This is a genomic window from Ktedonosporobacter rubrisoli, assembly GCF_004208415.1.
Taxonomy (GTDB): domain Bacteria; phylum Chloroflexota; class Ktedonobacteria; order Ktedonobacterales; family Ktedonobacteraceae; genus Ktedonosporobacter; species Ktedonosporobacter rubrisoli.
Map to the genome: position 1 here is coordinate 3,423,338 of NZ_CP035758.1, position 18,674 is coordinate 3,442,011.

Sequence of the window (18,674 nt, forward strand, 5' to 3'; positions counted from 1 at the left end):
GCAAGTTCGTCAGTATTTCCTAGAGTCAAAGTTTGTTGGCGAGAAGGCTTCTCGCTTTCCTATGAGAAACAGAAGATCTGTTTCTTAGAAAATCCTTTTTTGGAGGAGACATGAACGCACCTGAACCAAGTCCCGCTTCAACATATGGTGGAGAAGTAGAGACCTTAGCAGTAGAGGGCAATACGGGACGCTTGTTTCCAGTCGCTTCTCTTTTACAACAACACGCCCAAAAAATACTCAGCCAGGATAGGGAACTCTCTCTGCAGCGCGTAGTTCTTGATTATGATGAAGCGGAACATATTCTTGAGTTTCGAGGGGTAGTTGCTCACCACCTTCCTCAACTCATTTCAACGTATCGCCGTTCCCTTGTGCTTGTCCAAGAGCTTTTGCGTCAACACTCACCCGCAAGCTTGCTTTCTTCCTCCTTTCACCCCTTAGAAGACCCCTCTTTTGCCTATCAGTATGTCGTTCCTAAACCCCTCTATGAGCTCTTTCAGGGGCCTTTGCAGGTAGGATCGCATGTCCCCTTCTCTGCCCTCTCAAAGATCTATCCCACAAACCCTGAAAGAGGGCGCGGCTGGTCACTTGAGCTCGGAGCGATGGCTGCTTCGATCCAACCCTGGAACTCCTTGCCTCTTGAAGGGGCAGCCTCACAGATAGCCTTGCTTCAGGCAATGGGATGGATGTTCAATTTATTGACAGCCAACTCACCTTTTTTGCAAGGAACGCTCTCAGACAAACGCGATTACCGCCTGGAAGTCTGGGGAGATCACGGCTTGCTCGCAAGCAGCCGTTACCTTACAGATTTGGCATTGACCAAGAATCTGCCCACACGCCCTGCAGGTTTAACTGACTACTATCGGTACGTGTTGCGTCAGCAAAGACCGCTTGTTCTACCACTGCGCAAAGAAACAGGCTCTGCCAACGAATATAAATACACCTTTTTAGGTATTATTCAGCCAAACGATACCCGGGAATTCAACGCGCTGACCTATTTACAAATGGATCAGGTAAGAGCTGTCGACATAGAGACTGGAGAAGAGCAGGACGTTCATCCCAGCGTAGCTCATCTTTTTAATGGTTTTGATTTTCTCTACTATCCCCGCTATGGAGCGAGAATCCGTTTGCATCTTCCTGAGGCTGATCAGCTTGACCCCAAACTCTTTGCACAAGCCGTTGAAAGCCGCAATGAGCCATTGTTTCATTCCTTGCTGCGGCAAGCAAAGGTGCAAACAGGCTTTCTCTGTGCAGAAGGACGTATTCCAGCTACTGTTTTACCTACACACACACATCCAGGGTGGGAGCGATTCAGTATTCCTTTTGTGCTCCAAACGGCTCTGGTGCGTAGCCAGCGGGAAGTCTTCACCTTTCTTGCGTCAACCCCACTCACCTGGTATGACTTAGCACATCGGCTCCCTTCACTCTGCAATGAGCGCACACAGGGGTTTTCTGCCTGTGTGAAAGGAATCAATGCCACGGAGCTGGCGCGTCAGATCTGGGCACTTGCTCGACAACGGTTGACTGAGGAAGAGGTGGCCTGTGTCAACAACGAGATTGAGGAAATCCTGGACACGCGCATGGCTCCTGCCGAGGAACAGGTTGCACTCTTTGAAACGCTTTCTCAGCGCACGACGAAACCATCAGCCTTCCGACAAGTGATAGAGCACTGTTCTATGATATAGAAAGATAGGATCTTTCGGCAGAGAGCGAGGAGCGTTGGCCCTTCTGAGCTTAGGAGAAAGGAGCCATTCCCATGCCTTCTTTCTCCCGGAGACAGGTTTGTGAGCTTCTTGCACATCGTTTGCCCAGCTATCCAGAAGCCACGAGCATGATCTCTTAGGGCTTCAGGCACGTGGCTCATGTATCCCCACATGAAGCTCATTCAAGCCACGTAGGCCGAGATTGGCCCGCCAGGAAATGGGCTGTGGTTCTAATTGGAGAGATGGCATGCGCCGTAGCACAGACTCAAAGGCAATCTGTCCTTCAAGCCGGGCCAGAGGAGCACCGAAACAAAAGTGGTTCCCCCAAGCAAAGGCCACGTGACGATTATCTTGACGACCAAGGTCGAGCAGATCTGGATCTGGAAAACGTTGCGGATCACGATTGGCAGCCCCCATCACTGCAATAACAGCCTCGCGCTTGCTGATGTGCTTGCCACCCAGTTTCACGTCTTGAGGAGCGAGGCGTGCCGTATGCTGGCTGGGACTTTCGAAGCGTAACAGTTCCTCAATGGCAGAGGGAAGGAGAGAGGGGTCTTGCCTCAATCTCTCTAACTGGTCGGGATGACGAAGCAAGGTCAACATTCCATTGCCAATCAAATTTGTTGTTGTTTCTTGCCCACCAACCATCGTGACAATAGTATTGGCAATCACCTCTTCTTCTGTCAGACGATCACCGTTGATCTCTGTTATAAGTAAGGCATTGAGCAGTCCTTCTCGCGCATGGGCCCGTTGTTGCTTCACCGCTGCCTGAAAGTAGGCAATCATCTCTTCAAGACTTTTGAGCGCCCGGGAGGCAAAATCGGGATTGTGTTGAAAATTTCCCAGGACCTGGGCGAAATCAGCAGACCAAGCGGTGAGTTGAGGCCAATCCTCAGTTGGAACTCCCAACATTTCTGCTGTAACGATGGCCGGAAGTGGGTAGGCCAGATCTTTAATGACCTCCATGTGCCTTTTCTGCAAAACAGCATCCAGTAGGGTATTGGTGATATCCTGGATATGAGCGCGTAGCACTTCAATACGTCGAGGGGTAAAGGCTCGGGAAGCCAGGGTCCGTACACGGCTATGAGCCGGAGGATCGAGAAAGAGCATTTGATGGACCATCACCTGGGCTAATGGGGCAAGCTTGTGAAGCCCTAAGGCGCTCAACTGCTGCGATGTCGGGGTACGATTGGCAGAAAAGCGTTGGAAAACTGTCACTACATCTGCATAGCGCGTGACCACCCAGGCATGTAAATAGGGGTCCCAATGCACCGGATCAGTACTGCGGAGTTGATGATAGAGAGGATAAGGATTAGCAAGCACTTCGGGATCGAGAAGATGATAGAGACTGAGCGTTTCATTTTTCTCCTGACCTGACGATAAGGCCATGATATATTTCCTCCAGACTTCTACGATGAATATTGCCAACATTACATTCGTTTAGAGCACAAGCAGCTCTGGCTGCTTGTGCCCTCAGCGAGACACTCAAAGAAGTACATCACTTTTTTCTCAGTATACCAACGAGGGAATGAAGCTGTGCACGGCTCTGGTTACTATGCGATTCTGCCATCAAGAAGCATAGATATCCTGGTATCCTCAAGAAAATACTTCCCAGGTCGATCTCTACTAGAAGCACAGGAAATTGTACTTCTCTCTCCAGAGGGGGAGGAGAGAAGAGAATGAAGAGAAGAGGTGGACGATGTATATTTCTACAGAAGGCTTCCAGATGCGAGAGCATCAGCAATGGCCAGCGATGAACCTGAAGAAGGTTGAAGAGGTCCTGAACTGCCATCCAGACATCCAGAAGGCGGTAGTTATAGTACAGGAGGATACCTTTGGACAAGAGCATCTCGTCGCATATCTGGTTCCAGATCCTTCACGCTCAGGCCCTCTTGGCCAGTTATTGCGCCTGGAATGCGCAGGGACTCTTGCCCAACATCCCACGTATGAACTCCCCAATGGTATGACGGTCTTTCAGAAAGGCCGCAATGAAACAGAGTTAATTTATCGAGAGATATTTGAGGACAAGCACTATCTGAGCGAAAGCATGTGTTTGCCTGAGCACGCTTGCGTGTTTGATGTAGGAGCAAATATCGGTCTTTTCTCTCTGTTCATCCATCAACTTTGCCCTACAGCTTGCATTTACGCTTTTGAGCCGATTCCTTCTGTTTTTGAGTTGTTACAACTCAACATGTCACTCTATGCAGTCCAAGCTCATCCTTTTGCCTGCGGTCTCTCTAAGGAGGACAAGAGTGAACTCTTCACGTATTATCCACACTGCTCGCTCCTATCCGGCTTTTTGGCCCAGGATGAGCAAGAGCGCGATGTCGTCAAGACTTTCCTCCTCAATCAACAACAGATCAACGAGAGCAAGCAGATACCTTCCCTTGATGAGCTAGATACATTGCTGAAAGAGCGCTTGATCACTGAGCAGTTTGTTTGCCCTGTAAAAACAGTTTCGTCGATCATGCGCGAGCAGGAGATAGAACAGATTGACCTTTTGAAAATCGATGTGGAAAAAAGCGAACTGGATGTACTGCTGGGGATAGAAGAGCACGATTGGCTCAGGATTGGACAAATTGTTATCGAAGTGCATGACCTTGATGATCGTGTAGCACAGATTCAAGCTCTCCTCCAAAGGCACGGCTATCGCCTGCATCTCACACAAGATCGTTTCCTCGAAGGAACTGGTCTGCACTATATATCTGCAGTGCAGGAGCGCTATCGCCCTACATCCACTGCCAAGATAGACCTTCATAGGGAGCAGACAGAAGATCGCGGATGGCAGAGTCCAAAAGCACTTTGCGATGCGGTCATGCAATTTTCAACCACGTACTTAGCGCCCTGGGAGCTTCCTTCTGATTTCATCCTCCTGGAACACTTTCCCCTCTTCCCTGATGGCAGGGTTGATACATCAGCGCTGCCTCCCCTTAGAGAGCAGGCATGCTCTTCCAAACGCAGTTACACGCCTGAGACCGATGAGGAGCGTATACTTGCAGACATCTGGACGCAAATCCTCCCTGTGGCTAAAGTGCAACGGCATGACAACTTTTTTCTGCTTGGAGGAGACTCCATCCTCGGTATGCAGGTCGTAGCTCAAGCCAGAGAAAAGGGTATAGACATGAACATCATGCATCTGTTCCAGCACCCCATCCTGACAGAGTTGGCTGCTACTGTTCCCTCCCTTCCTTCCACCACAAAAGAGGAGCGGTAAAAGCGTACATACTGATTGGATTGCTCATAGAAAGGAAAGATCTTAATGGTATCTGAACGGCACCCGGATTTTCATACCTGGGTGATCAGAGCTCGTCCCAATCCTCATGCTCGTCTACGACTCTTCTGTTTTCCCTACTCGGGGAAAGGTGCATCGCTCTTTCATACCTGGTCACAAGAGTTGCCACCAGACATAGAGGTGTGTGCGATAGAGCTTCCAGGCCGAGAAAGTCGGTTCCGAGAACCTCCTTTTACCCAACTTGTGCCTCTTGTCCAGGAATTAGCAGAAGTGCTTCATCCCTATCTTGATGTTCCTTTCGCATTTTTCGGACATTGCGTCGGCAGTCTCATCAGTTTTACCCTTGCTCGCCAGCTACGACGATCTTATCAAGTGACCCCAGCTTTCCTCTTTTTGGCGGCTCATCGTGCCCCTCAATTGCCCAGCAGGCAGATCCCTCTTCATGCACTGCCCGATTCAGAATTTCTGGAAGGTGTTCATTGCTTGAATGGCATAACTGAAGAAACATTCCAGAATAGTATGCTCATGCAACTTGTCCTCCCAAGTCTACGAGCAGATTTTACCCTGGGCGAGACTTATCAGTATGAGGAGGATGAACCCTTTGCCTGCCCCCTGGTTGTCTTTGGTGGTCGAAAGGATCATCTGGTCAGCAATGAAGAGCTTGTAGCCTGGCATATCCAGACACGAAGTGATTTTACCTTTCATCTCCTGGAGGGTGGACACTTTTTTCTCCACGAGAGTCGCCAGGAGTTGCTCAGTGAGATCAGCAAGAAGATCCTGTACTGGAGTGACGGCACACTACGTCCCAACCAGTCTCTCTCCCCTAATACCTCATGGAGATGAAGCGAGCACTATGTGTAAGCAATCGTAGAACTCATTCTAGAGAGGAGAGCACCTATGTGTGCAAAGCGAAACCCAAATACGGCTACTCAGCAGCAGTATCCACAAGCTCGTTGTATTCATCAACTCATCGAACAACAAGTCCGCTGCACACCTCAAGCCTTGGCACTTACCGATGGGCAACAAACAATGAGCTATAGAGAACTTAATGAGCGGGCCAACCAACTTGCCCACTGTTTACAAACCTTAGGGATAAAACCTAACGTTCCTGTAGGAGCCTGCCTGGAGCGTGGGATTGAGCTCATCATAGGGCTGCTTGGTATTCTCAAGGCAGGAGGAGCTTATGTACCGTTCGATCCCACTTCTCCCACCGAACGGCTGGCCTTCATGAGAGAAGATGTGCAAGCCCCAGTACTTGTGACTCAGAGTAAGCTGGCATCTCGTTTTTCTTCACAAGGTACTTCCGTGCTCTGTCTGGATACGGATGCCTGCTGGCTTACCCAGCAGAGCATGGATGACCCATACTCTGGCGCAACAGGAAATGATCTGGCCTATGTGCTTTATACGTCAGGTTCAACCGGGATGCCCAAAGGAGTGCAAATTACACACAGCAATGTCCTCAATCTCGTTTTTTGGCATCAAAACGCCTTTTCGCTTGTCCCATCAGATCGCGCCTCTCAGCAAACGAGCCCGGCCTTTGATGCAGCAGGGTGGGAAATATGGCCATATCTGACCTGTGGAGCCAGTGTCCATGTGATTGCAGAGAGCATACGCAAGCAGCCACTAGCACTTCGCGACTGGTTTCTCGCCAAAAACATCACGATGGCGTTCCTCCCGACACCACTTGCAGAGCAAGTGATAACGCTTGAATGGCCACACTGCACGTCCCTCCGTTTCTTGCTGACAGGGGGAGATACGCTTCATCGGTATCCTCCCGCCTCTCTTCCATTTACTCTGGTCAATAATTATGGACCAACAGAAACGACAGTCGTCGCCACTTCTGGTCCTATTCTGCCGGCGGCACGGAGTGCCTCTCCTCCAACCATAGGACGTCCTATCGCTAATACGCAGATCTACATTTTAGATGAAGAAGGGCAGCAAGTAGCGCCTGGCGTAGTGGGGGAACTCTACATTGGGGGGATGGAGTTGCTCGTGGCTACTTTCATCGACCGGAGCTCACAGCAAAACAGTTTATCGCCAATCCCTTTACGAAGAAGCCTGGGGCTCGTTTGTATAGAACAGGTGATAGGGGCCGTTATCGTGAAAATGGAGAAATAGAGTTTCTTGGGCGCACTGACTTTCAGATCAACCTTCACGGCTATCGGATTGAACCCAATGAGATCGTCACCTTATTAAATGAACAGGCAGGTGTGAAGACAAGTGCCGTCATCGCCCGCGAGGATTCTGTGAGAGGGAAATACCTGGTTGCCTATATCGTACCCGAAGCGGATTCATGCATTTCAGAGAACGCTTTACGAGCGGTCTTAGAGAAACGTTTGCCTCACTACATGATCCCCACCACCTTTGTTCAGCTAGAGACGCTTCCCTTAACGGCTCATGGAAAATTGGATCGAGCCGCCTTTCCTGAGCCTCATTTGCTCAATAGCTTGCACGATAATGCTGCCGAGCAAACTCAAACGCCTCTGGAAGCACAACTTGCAGTGATCGTTACTCAGTTAATGGGGCTAGAGCGGGTGGGAAGGGATGAGAATTTCTTTCTCCTTGGAGGTCATTCCTTGCTAGGAACGCAACTTATAATGCGGATAGCAGCAACCTTTGGCGTGGAGCTCCCATTACGAACGCTGTTCGAGTATCCAACCATACGGCATCTCGCAGCAGAAATAGAGCAGCGTATTCCTGCTGGCGGTCTTCTACCCGAGGAGAAGGAGAAAAGTGCCTTCTCCTCACAACAGTAGCCTCCTCACCAAGAGAAAGGCTTCCTCTGCCCCTGTTTTCTTGGTTCTGCTTGCTTTGGCCATAGGCTTCTCCAGGGTCTGCAGTAAACCTTCATTCAAAGAAATGATGTGTAGGCAACGGGGTAGATGAGAATGACAAAATAGCTAGCACTTAGCTCTGTAAACTTGCTTATGGGGTCTGGCACAAACTTGATACTGCTGGCGAACCCAGATAGACTCTACGCCACCGGACGGAGGAGTTGAAGCAAAGGGGAATGCCTAGTTTGCGCATGGGGAACGCCATCCTGCCAGCGCACGACCCGAACGATATTGAGAGCAGCAGCCGTCGCGACGTGTTGGAGATGGGTCTTTTCTTGACCGATGTAGCGTGATCGTCGCAGCCCCATCACACGGACGCCTTGCGAAATGGTCCCTTCCACTCCGGCACGCTGGGCATACAAGGTTTTGACTTCCTCAGTTGTGGCACGTGCCCTGGCGCGCTGTAAGGCTTGATGTGCTTGTTCTCGGCGCACGGTGATGGTCCGACGCGGGACCCGTGTCGAGTGGGTACACAAGGGGCGACTAGGGCAACTTTGACAATCCTTGGTGGAAAACTTGATTTTGATGACCTCATTGTGGCGGTTGTCGATGGCTGGAGTCCAGCTCATGCTGGCGTGGCCTTCCGGACAAACGGCTTGTTGCGTTTGCCAGTCGATGGCAAACTGCCCTGCTGCGAAGCCTGTCTGTTGGCGGGCTTGCCATTTGACATCAGGATGAGGGGGACCGACGAGATCAATATCGTAATCCTGCTGGCTCTGATGGAACAGTTGGGCATCCACATATCCAGCATCGACAATGTGCTGTTCCGGGAGCAGGCCTTTGTGCCTGAGTCCTTCATGAATGGTTGGGGTGCTGACATCATCGCTGATGGGGGCGGTCGTTGTTTCCACATGCGTGATCAGGTGTGGCTGATCTTTCTCACGGGTTTCTGTCAGATGGACCTTGAAGCCAACCCAACTGGTAGTGCGCTTCTTGCCGTAATGCGCATCCACATCGTAGGGCGAGCTCAGGTAGAGGGTCGCAGGAGGGATATTGTCCGCAGCGCGCCAACAGAGCTTCCCCTCGCTCCACAGATAGTTCTGAGTCCACACGCGCCGCAAGATCTCGACAGCAGGGACTTCTCGCAACCAGGCGGGGGCCTCCGGCTCATAGAGAGCGCTGAGGACATTGGCGCCGTCTTGTCCCACATGCCGTATCCACTCCTGTCGCTCTTCTTCTCCAGAGGGCAATCGCGAGTCTTCCAGACGCACCCCAGAGCAATCCGCCCACTCTGGCTGGCTGTGTTCACGCAGCCACTCTGGAGCCACGATCGCCAAACATTTGAGCGTATGGCGCAGGGTTTCTCCGACGCAGACCAGTCGATTGAGGGCTCGAATCTTGGCCAGGACATGGGTTGAGTCCGTACGCTGTTTCCCACGTGCTTTTAGCCAGCCCCGCTGCTTGAAGAGCGTGAGCATTGCCGTCAACAATTGCTCCTCCCCCTGGCCTGCAATCAAGCGGGCACGAAATTCACTCAACACTGAGGCATCAAAGCCTGAGTCGGAAAGCTCCAACCCGAGGGCATATTTGAGGTAAATGCGACCTCGCACCGCATCAGCGGCTTGTCGATCTGAGAGTCCTTCAGCGAACTGGATGATCGTCACCAGGGCGAAACGCCACGGCGCCTCGGCTGGTTGCCCATCCTTGGGAAAGAGCGCGGCGAAGGACTCATCTTCATAGATGGTCCCCAACTCATCCCGCATGTGTATGGACACGTTCCCTTTCGGGTAGACTGCTCGCGCAATCCGAACCGTTTCTTCGGGGACAGGATTGATTGGCTGTGACTTGAGTGACATCGCTTGTCTCCTTCTAGCTCCTCTTGATCAGTTTTGGCTATCATACCAAAACCTCTCACTGAGTGCTACTTCCCCCAGGCCAGAGAGGTTCGCCAGCAGTATCAAACTTGAGGATGTTCTCCTCTTCTCTCTGTTCAACACGTTCTCAGGACGAATGGATCTCGCAGGAGTGCGCCGATCCATCATAAGAGGTCACGAGTGGGTCACATGAAAGAGAACTGAACGGTCCAGGGGCAAGAGCGGGGCGTGCTCTCCCCAGGTACACGCTTGCAGTGCGGGAAAAGAGACCTGAGAAGCCGTTTTTCTCCGCAATCTCGTTTGATCGCTTTCCTCATGCTTGCTTGTCTGAGTGGCAGCGCTCCAACATTCTTGAGAAAGACAGATGCAAAATCGACCCTTTTTTGACACTCATCGTTCAGCTTTTCTTCCCACGGGATGCATCCTCTCCGCGAGTGTGAACTTTGAGTTTGGGGCAGTCTCAAAAAATGTGCCAGAATCAAAGTGTCATTTTCCGCTAGGTGAGATGAGTAAGTGACACTTACAGTAGAGGTTTTTATGAAGGTTGGTTACATTCGTATCTCCAAACACGAGCAAAACGAGGCGTTACAGCGAGACGCTTTGAAAGAGGCGGGATGCGAGAAATATTTCAGTGATACCATGACTGGGGTCAAGTTCGAGCGAAAGGGATGAGAAAAAGCGCTGGCATTTCTCAGACCAGAAGATACGCTTGTCGTGTGGAAGCTTGACCGCCTGGGGCGCTCCCTTAAAGACCTCATTGAGACGCCAGGGCAAACGCATGAGAAATTGCACACACTAGTCCGACAGGTTACCGTATGGTCGCTGTGAAATCCGTCATGATCGTATGCAGTCGCTCGCTACTTTCAGCAAAGGCTTGCATGCGCTGAATAAGAAGCTCGTAACTTGAAGTGAGTCGTTCAAGCACGAAGCATTCACGGAGATCCCCTCTCACCATCAAGGATGCACACGTTGGATTTCATCGGATGGGAAAGGCACCGTTCGATTTTCCCCATGCAATTTCCAATACAAGTCGTTCATGATGGCTGCGATCGGTGCGTAGCGTTTGATGGTCGCCGCAATTGAAGTTGGCATGTTGATAGGATTGGCGCCCTGGGCATATCGGCGGATATATTCGTTGCGGACGCTGGCACTACGCGCGTCTGTGTAAACCATAACCAGCCAGTTGACCAGTTGTGTGACAGTGTAGCACTCGTCATGACTCATGTGGAGACCGAGAAAGGCCACCTCGGCCTCAGAAAGTTCGAAGCGCGGGGATGTGGCTAGACCGAAGTCGGCAAAATAGAGATGCCGACCGTCGGTCAGAATATTGTGGAAATGTGTGTCAAAATGCAGCAACCCCATCGCCTTCATGACCGCTACCCCCGTTTGCAAGCCTCGCTCCACGCTGGCGATGGCTTGCTCGACCGCCTCGCCGCCAAGAGCGAGCTGTGTTGTGAGCCATTGCTGGAGGTTCTGCGGGATGTATTCGAGAAACAGCACGACCTGGGCCGATGCTCGCGCAATCGCCTCAAGCCGCTCGCGCACCGCTGGGGAACCGTCCCAATATGCAACCATATGCTCTCTTTCCGCTTGCTCATCAGACATTGGCGCTTGTGTTGGGGATGGCCCTGGCAGCACGCGCCAGTGATACAGCAGCGGGAAGCACTCGCATTGCATTCCAAGCACCTCGTTGGTCGTCATCACATGTGTGGCCAGTTCCCGCCACGCGCCGAATCCGGTCGATCCTACGCCGTACTGGTAGAACGGAGGAAGATGGAATAGTAACCTTACTATAACTCCTCAGCCTCTTATGCGCAATTTCTTATGCGTTTGCCCTGCCCTTCCTCCTGATCTTGCTAGTACTGCGAATGTGGGTCAGGTTCTCAATCACGATAGTAGAGCCAGGGGTGGCGTTCTGAACGATATGTTTGGAGAGGACGTGAAAGCAGTCCCGGTGAAATCGCAAAGAGCGACCAGACAACTTTTTGAGATGTCGTTTTGCACTTTTTGTTCCTTTGGACTGAAGCTTACGGCGGCGCTCAACCTCCTTCCAGTGGTGAGAGCCAAGAAAGTGACGATTGGATGTGACAGCTGGGCGGTTGAGTCCCAAATCAACCCCAATTATCTCATCACTTTGAGACCCATCAGGGGCAGGGACACTCACCACAACATGCAACCAGTAGCGCCCATTGCGGATACACAGATCAGCAGTAGTGACCTGATAGCCTGCATACTTGCTGCTGTAGGGTGGAACTTGAAAGGGGATAAGAATACGCCCTTCAAGAGTGGAAAGGCTGACTTCTTGTGTCTGCCAGTTAAGGACATAGGTACGCTCATTGTAGCGAATAGGGCAGAGCTTGGATTGAGGTTGCCCTGCTTTACGTCCTTTTGCTTTGCGATCAAAGGCAGACTTCAAGGTTCAGCAGCCTTAATACGTGCCTGAATGAGCACATTGGAGTTCAAACGAGGATATGCCTCACGCAACTCATAGTACGTTGCATGATGAAGCCGAACGCCGTTCTTCTCGCCATGGTGCCAACCATAGGCACATACGGCATTGAAGACTTGCGTGAATTGGCGCGTAGTCTCATCAAGCAATTGTTTCTGCTTGTGAGTCGGCTTCAGTTGTATCCGTATCGCTCTATCCATATACATAAGTAGAGCATATATGCATAGTTTTTGCAAGAAAGGAGCGGCATGCTCCACTCCATATCTGAAGAAAGGGGTCGCCGCATGCCGATTTAAAGATGCGATCTAAGCTAGGCTTCCGCTGTTTGGGCGCTGCGATCTTCTAAGAGTTCAATCGGGCGACGACTTTGGAGGTCTACGACCAGCGTGCCATAGGTCATACCTTTCTTCCACGCCCAATCGTCGATCCCAACAATGGGCACAGACGTAGGTGGGGTGTAGATGCGGGCCCGCATCCTGTTGGTCCAGAAACCTGCATCCCCAGTTTGGGTGCAAGACGCTCTCCCAGTTCTCCGCAGGTGGCAAATCCAAGCGTCTGGAGGGTCTCTGAGAGCCGATTGGTCATGCGAGCAGATGAGCTCCCCAAATGCGCAACGGCTGCGCATTTGGGGACAAGTGGACAAGCGCCTAGCCGCGTTCTGGGCCAGTGTCAGCAGGAAGCCACAGCAACGCTTGCCCCTCTTGGCTGCAATGAAGGTGCTCATCACCCATTGCTGCCTGAGAGGCGATTCATCTGCTTGTGATGTCGTCCCTCTCTCAGGCAACTTTTCTCTGCGTTTCCCCCATGCACAAGGAGGCTCCACTCCTGCTCCATGTGCAGCTCTCGTCCTTTCCTCAAACTCCCACCTCCCCCTTGCTTGCCACTGGTAGCTCTATTTCGAGCAAGCCTGCTCACTTCTTCGTCAAGGTCTTCATCTCCTCTAGTTATATCGGGACCCCATTTTCTACGAGGTGAGGGGCGCTAAAATATGGAGCTACAAAAGAGGGAGCGTCAAGCAAGTAAGGAACATTCCTCGCCAAACAGGTTAAAGAGATACATTATCGACCAGCTAAAACTCGCATTTCTTCCATGAGTTCTCATTTGAAATATCCCTAAAATAAGCGTCTATTCTCATATATGCTCTATATCACTTGTTAGCATATATCTTAAATTACAACATTTTATTTGTTTTTCCTGGAGGTTTTTACTTTTTCGTATAGAAGTAGATTGTACATCCCATAGCTGGCGCATGAACAGATATGCTCTCTGGAGGATGATTATGAAACGTTTTGTCCAATTTTCCATGGAAGATGGTACTCAAGTTGTTGTTGAAGTCAATGAAGATGAACTTGAAGTCGAAGCTGAGGGAGGCCTTGTTGCCGCCTCACGTACTGATGAAATCAAAGAAGCTTTTGTGAAAGCCAAGATACATTTGAGGGAGCTTTTGGGAAGGTCATGCCAGCTATACGACATGTGAATACGATGATACAGACGCTGCATCCTCATGCCTATGAAATCCAGTTGGGCATTACCTTTCGCTTACAAGTTGGTGCGCTTCTTGCGGCTACAGCCTCTGAGGCAAATATCATTGTCACACTGAAATGGGATAAGGAGAAGCAGGAAAATCAGTAACCAGGATTGCTATAGTATCTGCTCTATTTTGATCATCTCAAGGCTATAGGCCTTGCGGAGTGAGGCTATGAGTGAAGATATCAAAGCTGGTATTGCGCTCATCCAGAGTGGACAAAACATTGGTGCTGGATTTTTGCTCTCTGATGATGGTTTACTTGTCACATGTGCACATGTTCTTGGCAAGGTTTTACCATCATCAGTCAAGGTCACGTTTTATGTGCTGCCGGATTGTCCCTATACTGCTAGAGTACTTTCTGATTTATGGCGCTCAGATCAGGAAGAAGATATCGCCTTCCTCCAGATCGAATCTTCTCTCCCTCGGAACGTGAGACCATTACATTTAGGATCTTCGCAATACACGAGCGGTCATAGGATCTCGACGTTCGGTTTTCCAAATATCGAATCCTTGCAGGGATTACCTGCCTCTGGAATGATGAGCGGAGAAACCATCCATGCGACAACAGGCCATCGCGTGCTTACTGTTGAGGCAAATGCGATTGCTGTTGGTTTCAGTGGAGCTCCCATTTGGGACGAGCAGCGACGCTGCGTAATTGGAATGGTTACCTCCATTACGAAGCCAGATAACCGTGCCAGAATGGCCAATGTAGCATGCGTGCTCCCTTCAGAAGTCGTACAGAATATCTGCCCACGGCTCCATCTAGAAGATGTTTGTCCCTACAAAGGGCTAGAGCCGTTTACAGAGCAGGACGCAAAGTTCTTTTTTGGTCGTGAACGTTATATTCATGAGTTGATTGAGCTGCTCTTGCGCGATAAAAGGCTTCTTGCCATTCTAGGACCGATTGGCAGTGGGAAAACTTCTGTCTTGCAAGCTGGAGTGTTACCGCTCTTACGTAGCGGTAAACGCATAGCCCGCAGCGATCATTGGGAAATTTTTCTTTTCCAACAGACGAATGATCCTCTTTTTCCCCTACGCGCCAGCGGGTTACTTACTTCCCGTGGACAGAGGCTGATTGAGGGAGTACGAGCCTGGCAACGGAATCATCCGCAGAAAGAACGACTTGTTCTTATCTTTGATCAATTTGAAAAGATCTTTACTCGGACCAAAAAAGACCTATGCAAAGAATTTATTCAGCAACTGGTGACACTCATTCAAAGTGATCTGGCAGTCACTATCATCCTTGCGATGAGTGATGATCGCTATAGCGAACTGGCTGAGCACAGCGAACTCATCAAATTGGTCGAGCGTCAACTCAGCAATATACCTCCAATGAGATATGAAGAAATCATGGAAGTCATTGAGAATCCTGCTCAAGTTGTCGATCTCCACTTTGAAAACGGCCTTAAAGAGAAAATAGCAGAAGATAGCATGACAACTCTTGCAGAGCCAAGTGATGCGCTGCAAAAAAGACATAGTTCAGGGCTCCCATTGCTTGCCTTCTTACTTAAACATATGTGGGATCAAAGTCCAGATCATTACTTCACCCATGCTTGTTTTGAGCACGTGGGAGGAACAGCAGGTGCGCTCACAAAATGGGCAACGGAAACCTATCAGAGCCTGACACAACGGCAGCAAGCTCTGGCCCGCCGAATCTTCACAGATCTCGTTGACTTGGGAGATGATCGCCAGGGACGACTTGATTGCCGTATTCAAAAGACTCTCACAGGGCTTTGTCATGCTCCACAGGAAGAAGAGGAAGTGCGCGCCGTTGTTGAGATATTTGCTCAAGCTCATCTGTTGGAAACAAGTTTGGATGAGAAGACGAAGAACGTCACGGTGAAGATTATTCATGACGTATTGCTCCGAGAATGGGATCTGTTACAGACGTGGCTCCGAGAAGATCATCAGTTTCTCTCCTGGCGGCGGGAAATAAGGCATCGGGCGAACAAATGGGTGCAGAGTAGTCCATATGAAGTTCAGCACCGGGATGAGGGAATTTTGCTTCGTGGGCGTGATGTCACGGAAGCAGCACTCTGGTTCCCCCACTGTGCTCATAAACTTACACTTGAAGAACAAGCATTTTTGCAAGCAAGTATAGAATGGCGTCAACAAGAAGAAACACGCAACCATCAGCACGAAGAGACAAAGCAGCTCCAAGAGCGTACACTGGCGCAACGTATTGCAACACAAGCCCAATTGCTTCAAACAACGCAGCCACATCTTATTGAACAAAGCCTTTTATTAGCCGTAGAGGCGATAAAACGTTTCCCTTGTATTGAGGCTGAACAGGCCTTACGGCAAGGAGTGACTTTGCTCCCGCGTCTCCTTTTTCGCGCCAATCGACGGACTATTACTCGGTCCGTCTTATACACAAGAGATGGAAATACCCTGGTTATTGCAGGTCTCGACGGTCTACAGTGGCTCTCTGGTGCCAACATCAATGATCAATCAATTTTCAATCTTCCGCTAGGACCACTACAGGCCAGCGCTGTGAGTGGAGATGGAGCGTATATTGTTGTCGCCGATACCTATGGGAAAGCTTGGATTGTGGATACGCAAAGAGCTTCGATACTAGTAGGGTTACATCATCCTGGCCCAATACACGCTGTTGCTGTAACTAACCAGCCATCTCTTCTCTTTGCTACCGCTAGTAAAGAGAAAACGGCAAGGATCTGGTCCATAACAGATGTACTACCAAACAATGATGCCAGCTCTGTCTCTCCCTCTTACCTGGACAAGAGCATCCATTGTTTCTCACATCCGGGAGTTGTACGCTCAGTTACCTTTAGCTCCGATGGACGGTATGTTGCAACGGCCAACGCTGATCATACGGCCAGGATATGGGATATCAGCAATGGAAAACAAGTTGCGGTCTTTTCCCATGATGCTCTGGTAAATACTGTCGCATTTAGTCCTGACGATACATATATTGCAACAGCGAGCGAAGATAAAACAGTCAGGCTCTGGAAATGGCCACTGGATATCACATGGGGATGGCGACGAAAGCCCAAACCAGAGTATATTTTTCGTCACAATGGAGCAGTACATGTGCTCTCCTTCAGTTTTGATGGGAAGTATATTGCGACGGGGAGCGAGGATAAGACAGCAAGAGTGTATGATCTGAAAGAAGGATATGAAGCACAGCGCTTCCCACATCAGGCTCCAGTAACCGCTGTCTGTTTTCATCCGCACGAATATATACTTGCGACGGCAAGCCAGGATCATCTGGCTCGCATATGGCGACTCGATCAGGAGATCCCGGTGCATTATTTGCCACATCGCGGGCCGGTAAGGAATGTGCTCTTTCATCCCCATAAACCCTACATTGTGACGGCAGGCGATGATGGCCATGTACATATCTGGCAAATTGGTCAGTGGAGCCAGATAATGTCCAGACCATATAATCAAGGAAAGGTTCGCGGCCTTCTTGTTGATGCTTTTAAGGGTAGACAGGTGCTTCATGTGGCAGTTGAGGGGGACAATCGTATCCAACATTGGAAAATGTGCCATGACCATGACGCACAGCAGCCTATACAGGAAGCAGAGGCAGCTAATGTCCTGTTCAATACTTACAGAGAACGGCTTGTTTTAACAGATTCCCCAGTCAGTATCTTAAGCGACGATCATCGTTACTGCGCCGCAGCTGGTCCCGATGGAACAATTACGATCAAAAATTTTGAAACAGCTCAGGAGACAAGGATCTTTCTTCCAGGAGAGACGATCACGGCACTTGCATTGAGCGCCAGCAAACGCTTCCTAGCTATTGCAACACGCACAGGAATTGTTCATATCCGAGAATGGGAGCATGAAAGAGGCCTGCATCTCACTCTTCCAATGCAAGAACAAGTCCACACACTGCTGTTCAGTGCCCAGGATGACTACCTTGTAACAGCCAACGACCATCAGATAGCACTCTGGTGCTGGCAGACGATGAAGGAACAGCCTGCGTATACACTGCCTCACCAGGAAACACTCTCTTCACTCACCCTCAGCCCTGATAAAAAGTACCTCCTAACAACCTGTACAGATGAGAAAGCGCGACTCTGGGATCTGACAACCGGCCTGCTGATAAACGAGATGCAGCATACTAAAGCTGTTCAATTAGGAATTTTTAGCTCTGATGGGACTTATCTAGCGACGGCGAGCACAGATCAGACAGTGAGTATCTGGGAGACGAGCACAGGAGAGAAGCGTGCCTGTTTACTTCATAGTGCCATAACATATGCCATGAGATTTAGCAAGGATGATGCCTATCTGGCCACAGCGAGCGAGGACAACATCATCCGTCTCTGGCTGTGGAAACCAGAAGATCTCATTGCGGAGGCAAGATTACATCTCAGCCGAAACCTGACGCAAGAGGAGTGGCAAGCCTCTTTGGGAAATGAGCCATATCGTAAAACCTATACAGATTTAGCCTGGAGAGAATTTTGACAAGTGAAACATCTATCAGACGCCTTGAAGAGAATAGGCAAGAAACAGTGTGCTCTGCCAAGACTTGAAATACCCTCTTACCTCTATCCTCAATGAATCATTGAGATTTGACACCTTTGCCAAAAGCGCAATCGCTTTGCTTTTGGCAGAGAAGAGCAAAAGTGCAATGCCACTGCCCTCCCCTCAATGGGACGCAATCATTCTTGCTGTAAACTGGTACCGCATCGCCAGGATGAAAGCATCTTTCTCCAGAAGGTGAGCGTGGGAGAAAGCCCTGGAATATCTGAGAGCAACGCTAAGGCACGCTCCCCGGCAATCAGTCAGAGTGATAGGAGTTCTCAGGATACAACTCAGGACCTCAAGCCTGCAGAGTTATTGTGACAGCAACATCCAGAGACGCCCGGAGAAAATGGATTTCTCACAGAGATCTTCCCACGATTTTTACGCTTGCCAGAGACGTTGGGAGACATTACCAGACATACTATCTCGCATTCGGATTGCGCCGATCACGCTCCATTGGCGAGGCGAAAACACGTCTCCAACACATTTTGACAGCGAGCGCTCTCAATCTGGTTCGCTTTGCTGCCTGGCAAGCTGGTATTCCACCAAAGACTCACACCTCGCGCTTTGCTGCTCTCCAGGCTTCTTGAGCGTGATGAGCAATTTAGCAACAGTATCCAAAA

Annotated in this window: 14 protein-coding genes and 1 pseudogene; 9 read left to right on the top strand and 6 right to left on the bottom strand. The window is 50.1% G+C overall.

What is annotated here, in order from left to right:
- The first annotated feature begins 110 nt into the window (after window positions 1-110).
- Window positions 111-1,682 (top strand): glutamate-cysteine ligase family protein, encoded by a 1,572-nt coding sequence (locus EPA93_RS15295; RefSeq protein ID WP_129888346.1) that lies wholly within the window; start codon window positions 111-113, stop codon window positions 1,680-1,682.
- 162 nt (window positions 1,683-1,844) lie between these two features.
- Here the strand turns inward: EPA93_RS15295 and EPA93_RS15300 are convergent, their stop codons facing one another.
- Window positions 1,845-3,089: a cytochrome P450 gene (locus EPA93_RS15300; protein WP_129888347.1), complete on the bottom strand. Its 1,245-nt coding sequence runs from the start codon at window positions 3,087-3,089 to the stop codon at window positions 1,845-1,847.
- A 310-nt stretch (window positions 3,090-3,399) separates the two neighbouring features.
- Here EPA93_RS15300 and EPA93_RS15305 point away from each other — a divergent pair, with 310 nt between their 5' ends.
- From EPA93_RS15305 to EPA93_RS50735, 4 genes are read left to right on the top strand one after another with little or no spacing between them, the layout of a single operon-like run.
- Window positions 3,400-4,914 (top strand): FkbM family methyltransferase, encoded by a 1,515-nt coding sequence (locus EPA93_RS15305; protein WP_129888348.1) that lies wholly within the window; start codon window positions 3,400-3,402, stop codon window positions 4,912-4,914.
- Between the two features lie 45 nt (window positions 4,915-4,959).
- A complete protein-coding gene (locus tag EPA93_RS15310) occupies window positions 4,960-5,775 on the top strand; it encodes a thioesterase II family protein (RefSeq protein ID WP_129888349.1) in 816 nt (271 codons plus the stop codon).
- Between the two features lie 54 nt (window positions 5,776-5,829).
- Window positions 5,830-7,050, top strand: coding sequence for an amino acid adenylation domain-containing protein (locus EPA93_RS15315; protein ID WP_129888350.1), 1,221 nt, complete (start codon window positions 5,830-5,832; stop codon window positions 7,048-7,050).
- Entirely contained in the window at window positions 7,002-7,688 is a 687-nt protein-coding gene (locus EPA93_RS50735; protein WP_129888351.1) for a phosphopantetheine-binding protein, read from the top strand. The genes EPA93_RS15315 and EPA93_RS50735 overlap by 49 nt, the downstream gene beginning before the upstream one ends.
- A 218-nt stretch (window positions 7,689-7,906) precedes the next feature.
- On the opposite strand, the gene EPA93_RS15325 is transcribed toward EPA93_RS50735, so the two are convergent.
- Complete coding sequence (locus EPA93_RS15325) at window positions 7,907-9,562, bottom strand: IS1182 family transposase (RefSeq protein ID WP_129888352.1); 1,656 nt, start codon at window positions 9,560-9,562, stop codon at window positions 7,907-7,909.
- 555 nt (window positions 9,563-10,117) lie between these two features.
- Between EPA93_RS15325 and EPA93_RS15330 the strand changes: the two are divergent.
- Window positions 10,118-10,408, top strand: a pseudogene (locus EPA93_RS15330) (recombinase family protein).
- 126 nt (window positions 10,409-10,534) lie between these two features.
- Here EPA93_RS15330 and EPA93_RS15335 read toward each other — a convergent pair.
- The 4 genes from EPA93_RS15335 to EPA93_RS48395 all read right to left on the bottom strand — a co-directional run bounded on the left by EPA93_RS15335 (window position 10,535) and on the right by EPA93_RS48395 (window position 12,504).
- Window positions 10,535-11,257 (bottom strand): BUD32 family EKC/KEOPS complex subunit, encoded by a 723-nt coding sequence (locus EPA93_RS15335; protein ID WP_165423134.1) that lies wholly within the window; start codon window positions 11,255-11,257, stop codon window positions 10,535-10,537.
- Window positions 11,258-11,402: 145 nt separating this feature from the next.
- Window positions 11,403-11,996 carry a transposase gene (locus tag EPA93_RS15340; protein WP_129888354.1) on the bottom strand — a complete coding sequence of 198 codons (594 nt, stop codon included), beginning with the start codon at window positions 11,994-11,996 and terminating at the stop codon, window positions 11,403-11,405.
- Complete coding sequence (locus EPA93_RS15345) at window positions 11,993-12,178, bottom strand: hypothetical protein (protein WP_129888355.1); 186 nt, start codon at window positions 12,176-12,178, stop codon at window positions 11,993-11,995. The genes EPA93_RS15340 and EPA93_RS15345 overlap by 4 nt, the downstream gene beginning before the upstream one ends.
- Before the next feature lie 161 nt (window positions 12,179-12,339).
- Window positions 12,340-12,504, bottom strand: coding sequence for a transposase (locus EPA93_RS48395; protein ID WP_165423135.1), 165 nt, complete (start codon window positions 12,502-12,504; stop codon window positions 12,340-12,342).
- Between the two features lie 804 nt (window positions 12,505-13,308).
- Between EPA93_RS48395 and EPA93_RS15350 the strand changes: the two genes are divergently transcribed.
- From EPA93_RS15350 to EPA93_RS15355, 3 genes are all read left to right on the top strand, one after another.
- The gene (locus tag EPA93_RS15350) at window positions 13,309-13,506 is read left to right on the top strand and encodes a hypothetical protein (protein WP_129888356.1); all 198 of its coding nucleotides are present in this window, start codon (window positions 13,309-13,311) and stop codon (window positions 13,504-13,506) included.
- Window positions 13,485-13,661, top strand: a complete 177-nt coding sequence (locus tag EPA93_RS48400; protein WP_165423136.1) for a CU044_2847 family protein — start codon at window positions 13,485-13,487, stop codon at window positions 13,659-13,661. The genes EPA93_RS15350 and EPA93_RS48400 overlap by 22 nt, the downstream gene beginning before the upstream one ends.
- 67 nt (window positions 13,662-13,728) lie before the next feature.
- Entirely contained in the window at window positions 13,729-17,991 is a 4,263-nt protein-coding gene (locus EPA93_RS15355) for an nSTAND1 domain-containing NTPase (RefSeq protein WP_129888357.1), read from the top strand.
- Window positions 17,992-18,674 lie beyond the last annotated feature (683 nt).

What these genes read in the sequence shown, in the direction of transcription:
- EPA93_RS15295 (WP_129888346.1), top strand. Translation starts at nt 111, where the DNA reads ATGAACGCACCTGAACCAAGTCCCGCTTCAACATATGGTGGAGAAGTA.
- EPA93_RS15300 (WP_129888347.1), bottom strand. Translation starts at nt 3,089, where the DNA reads ATGGCCTTATCGTCAGGTCAGGAGAAAAATGAAACGCTCAGTCTCTAT.
- EPA93_RS15305 (WP_129888348.1), top strand. Translation starts at nt 3,400, where the DNA reads ATGTATATTTCTACAGAAGGCTTCCAGATGCGAGAGCATCAGCAATGG.
- EPA93_RS15310 (WP_129888349.1), top strand. Translation starts at nt 4,960, where the DNA reads ATGGTATCTGAACGGCACCCGGATTTTCATACCTGGGTGATCAGAGCT.
- EPA93_RS15315 (WP_129888350.1), top strand. Translation starts at nt 5,830, where the DNA reads ATGTGTGCAAAGCGAAACCCAAATACGGCTACTCAGCAGCAGTATCCA.
- EPA93_RS15325 (WP_129888352.1), bottom strand. Translation starts at nt 9,562, where the DNA reads ATGTCACTCAAGTCACAGCCAATCAATCCTGTCCCCGAAGAAACGGTT.
- EPA93_RS15335 (WP_165423134.1), bottom strand. Translation starts at nt 11,257, where the DNA reads ATGCAATGCGAGTGCTTCCCGCTGCTGTATCACTGGCGCGTGCTGCCA.
- EPA93_RS48395 (WP_165423135.1), bottom strand. Translation starts at nt 12,504, where the DNA reads ATGCGGGCCCGCATCTACACCCCACCTACGTCTGTGCCCATTGTTGGG.
- EPA93_RS15350 (WP_129888356.1), top strand. Translation starts at nt 13,309, where the DNA reads ATGAAACGTTTTGTCCAATTTTCCATGGAAGATGGTACTCAAGTTGTT.
- EPA93_RS48400 (WP_165423136.1), top strand. Translation starts at nt 13,485, where the DNA reads ATGCCAGCTATACGACATGTGAATACGATGATACAGACGCTGCATCCT.
- EPA93_RS15355 (WP_129888357.1), top strand. Translation starts at nt 13,729, where the DNA reads ATGAGTGAAGATATCAAAGCTGGTATTGCGCTCATCCAGAGTGGACAA.